Source organism: Streptomyces sp. NPDC001858, from assembly GCF_053594615.1.
Genome location: NZ_JBSFEV010000101.1, coordinates 1 through 3,662, shown reverse-complemented (window position 1 = coordinate 3,662; position 3,662 = coordinate 1). Strand labels below are relative to the sequence as shown.

3 protein-coding genes and 1 pseudogene are annotated in these 3,662 nt (G+C 69.7%); 2 read left to right on the top strand and 2 right to left on the bottom strand.

Annotated elements, in window-relative coordinates; translation table 11 throughout:
• Nucleotides 1-431: 431 nt before the first annotated feature.
• A pseudogene (locus tag ACWCPF_RS45250) lies at nucleotides 432-715 on the bottom strand (IS110 family transposase); the annotation flags it as partial.
• 251 nt (nucleotides 716-966) lie between these two features.
• Here ACWCPF_RS45250 and ACWCPF_RS45245 point away from each other — a divergent pair.
• Both ACWCPF_RS45245 and ACWCPF_RS45240 read left to right on the top strand, forming a co-directional pair.
• Nucleotides 967-1,893: an STM4015 family protein gene (locus ACWCPF_RS45245; RefSeq protein ID WP_451051000.1), complete on the top strand. Its 927-nt coding sequence runs from the start codon at nucleotides 967-969 to the stop codon at nucleotides 1,891-1,893.
• Entirely contained in the window at nucleotides 1,874-3,079 is a 1,206-nt protein-coding gene (locus ACWCPF_RS45240) for an STM4014 family protein (protein WP_451050999.1), read from the top strand. Before ACWCPF_RS45245 ends, ACWCPF_RS45240 begins: the two co-directional genes overlap by 20 nt.
• 49 nt (nucleotides 3,080-3,128) lie before the next feature.
• On the opposite strand, the gene ACWCPF_RS45235 is transcribed toward ACWCPF_RS45240, so the two are convergent.
• The gene (locus tag ACWCPF_RS45235) at nucleotides 3,129-3,443 is read right to left on the bottom strand and encodes a hypothetical protein (RefSeq protein WP_451050998.1); all 315 of its coding nucleotides are present in this window, start codon (nucleotides 3,441-3,443) and stop codon (nucleotides 3,129-3,131) included.
• Nucleotides 3,444-3,662: the final 219 nt, after the last annotated feature.

Here is a 3,662-nt window from a genome sequence, read left to right as displayed (position 1 = left end):
GCCCCCGCGCCTGAACCAAGCCCGATCAGCCAGGCGATCCGGGCGAACGTCCTGGCCGAGGCCGTTCTCAAGGAGTAGGGCCGTCTCGCCGACCGCGTGGCCCACCGGCCGGCCCCCCCCCGGGGCCGGAAGGCGAAACGGCCCTGCGCGAGGGCCGCAGGGCGGTCAAGAGGACGGGGCGGCGCTCAGGAACGTGGTGTGCCGGATGACATGGAGCTGGTGTCATCCGGCGAAGCCGTACAAAAACGACTCCTACGGCGGACGCCGCCCCCGGTCACTGGATCTGTTCTCGAAGACATGAGGCCAGCCGACCGTGAGTACGGAGTAGGGAGTCGTGCCTAGGGCGGGCGCCGGGCAGTTGGTGCCGCGCCGCTGCGAGGGCGACATCGACGTCCCTGGTACCGGGCGCCACGCAGGGCGGCGGGCGGGCGAGCGGGCAGGGACAGGATCACGATGTCGAGGGTGCCGGTCCCGGGGACGACCACGCCCTGTTCGCCGAGCGTGTCGAAGACGTTGTCGATCAGCCGCTGGGCCACGCGCGGGTCCTTGGGGCGGATGACCTCGACGGGCCCGCGGCGGCCGGCTCTGCGCAGGGCGGCCGGGGATCTGCGTGGCGTTCCAGCTTCGCGTCGGTCTTCGCCCCGCCCGGACACAGGTCGGCGATCCGCCCTATCGCGGGCTTGGGCAGGTGGGCCACCTCGCAGGCGGCGGCCCTCTTGCAGGACCGCGAAGAGGACGACGAAGAAGACGACGGAGGGCAGACCAGGTCCTATGTGACAACTCCGTTGTAAGCAAGCCGAATTGGGGGCTCGCGATCACTGTTGTCGGTGCCGCTCGATAGAACCGTTTACAGTACCCGGAGTCGGTCGGGGTGCTGTGCCCGTGTCCGCAAGGCTCTGCTGCCGCACCGTCGCCTCCGAGTGAACACCGCTCGCTGACAGGCAAGTCGAAAGAAAAGAGCAGCTCATGTTCTTCGACGAACTGAGGGAATTCGCCGGATACCTCGTCTTCGACTGGGAGATGTCGGATAGCGCCGACGTGTCCGGCTGGGCCGTTCGGCTGTGCTACGACTGGGAGAACGAGCGCACGTTCCCCGAGGTGTGGCAGCAGTTCAAGGAGAACGCCGACCTCGGTACGCTCAAGGCTCTGGTCATCGGCCAGTGGTGGACCTACGACGACGACGGGGAGAGCCATAAGAAGCTGGAGCCCGTGCTCAAGCTGCTGACGGACGACGCGTCACGGATGACCAATCTGCGCGCCCTGTTCCTCGGCGACCGGGACCAGACGTCCGAGGGCTACATGGCCGATGTCACGCACCTCCTGGAGGCGTTCCCGCAGTTGGAGAACCTTTCCGTGCGGGGCACCTTCGACGTGGGACTGAGGCCCGTACGCCACGACAAGCTGCGTGATCTCAGGTTCGAGTCGGGCGGGCTGTGGAAGGGGGTCGTCCAGGGGATCATGGGCAGCGAACTCCCCGCGCTGGAGCATCTGGAACTGTGGCTGGGTGCCAAGGAATGGGGCTCCGACATCACCCTCGACGACCTCGCGCCGCTGCTCGCCGGCGGTCACTTCCCGGCACTGCGCCATCTCGGCATCCAGAACAGCGAGTTCCAGGACGAGATCGCCGCCGCTGTCGCCACCGCCCCCGTGGTGGCCCGGCTCGACTCCCTCAGCCTCTCCCACGGCACGCTCTCCGACGTCGGTGCCGACGCCCTGCTCGGCGGGCAGTCGCTCACCCACCTCTCCCGGCTCGACCTCCAGCACAACTATCTGACCGAGGAGGCCGTGCGCCGGGTCCGCGAGGCGCTGGAACCGAACGGAGTTGAGGTCGACCTGTCCTCGACGGTGAGCCTGGACGACGACGACCAGCGCTATGTCGCCATCTCCGAATAAGCCGGCGTGGCCGCTGTCCGGGCTGCCCGTCGCGCCGCGGCCGGGCGAGCCCCGCTTCGCGGTCGTCGGCAATCCGCACAACCGCCGGGTGACGATGTTCTGCGCCGCCGTACGGGCGGCCGGACTGCCCGCGCCCAGGCTGCTGGCCTGGCGCGATGTGCTGCGCGACGGGGCGCGGTTCGAGCCCGGCGAGACCGTACGGATCGACTCACCGGGCGAGGACGAGGAGGTGGAACGGCAACTCCGGGGGCCCGGCGACCCGGCGCGGGTGGAGGGCATGGGCCGCTGGTACGCGCGGTTCACCGGCGCCGTACGGGAGGTCGCAACCGCCGCGTGGGAGGCCGGCGCCACCCTGCTGGACGATCCGGCCGAGCTCGCCGAGATGTTCGACAAGCGGCTGTGCCATGGCGTGCTGAGCGCGGCCGGGGTCGCGGTCCCGCCGTCGCCGACCTCGGGACCCGACGCCCCGCGGATCGGCGGCTGGGACGACGCACGGGCGGCGCTGATCTCCGACGAGGGGATGCGGCGCGCCTTCGTGAAGCTCGCGCACGGCTCGTCGGCGTCCGGCGTGCTGGCCGTCACGGCGGCCGGTCCCGGCCGGTTCCGTGCCGTCACCTCCGTCGAACTCACTCCGGAGGGCGAGCTGTTCAACTCCCTGCGGGTGCGCGGATATGCACGGGAGACGGACATCGCGGCGATCGTGGACACCCTCGCGCCGGACGGGCTGCACATCGAGCGCTGGCTGCCCAAGGCGGCGCAGTCCGGCCGCTCAGCCGACCTGAGGGTCGTGGTGGTCGGCGGCCGGGCCACGCATGCCGTCGTCCGCGCGAGCCGCTCCCCGATGACCAACCTCCACCTCGGCGGCATACGTGGCGATCTGGCCGCGGCCCGGGCCGCCACCGCGGCGGCGGGGGTGGACTGGGCCAGTGATGTGCTCGGTCTCGCCGAGCGGGCCGCCGCCTGCTTTCCCGGGACGCTGTGCGTCGGTGTCGATCTGCTGCCCGCCACCGGGTGGCGGCGGTTCGTGGTCGGTGAGGTCAACGCCTTCGGTGATCTGCTGCCTCGGCTGACCGGTCTCGACGGCAGCGGCACGGAGGGGATGGACACCTACGCCGCCCAGGTCGCGGCCGTGGCACACGGCACCACCCTTCAGGGGGTTCTCCGCCGTGCCGCTTTCCGCACCTGACCGCCATGCGCACCCACCCAGCCCACGGACGACCTGACAACGGCATGCTCTACATACCGTTGAGGGCCGTGATCAGGGCACCAACGGACAGCAGCGTGCCGACGACATAACCTGCGCCACCGGCCACCATCGTCTGCGTACCCGTCAACCGTCGGCGCGCCACCAAACAGACCACGAGCCCGGCGGCGAAGCCGGGCAACGCATGGAAGAGCGTCAACAGCCAGCCGGCGCCGACGGCAACGCACCCGACCGCCAGCAACGCACCCACCGGGCTGAGGTCGCGGCGGACGAGCGGGTACGTCAGAGTGCTGGCGACTATTGCTATGACGACGGTAAGAACGGCAAGAACGCTGAAAGCACTCACGTCAGGCCTCCGACTCAACGCTGACATTTACCTGACCGCCAACCAACATGACGGCGCGCTTGCCATGCCTGTTGCCGGCTGAGTCCGCCCCGGATTGCCCACAAGCACCGTGCACGTGAGCACCATGCTTGCTACCGCACATTCACCAGCTGTGATGACTTTGCATTGCGGCGACGTCCTGGTCCCATGGCTGATCGGGCTTGGTTCAGGCGCGGGGGT

Excerpts from the sequence above, each read along its gene's own strand:
- ACWCPF_RS45245 (WP_451051000.1), top strand. The coding sequence starts at position 967 with ATGTTCTTCGACGAACTGAGGGAATTCGCCGGATACCTCGTCTTCGAC.
- ACWCPF_RS45240 (WP_451050999.1), top strand. The coding sequence starts at position 1,874 with ATGTCGCCATCTCCGAATAAGCCGGCGTGGCCGCTGTCCGGGCTGCCC.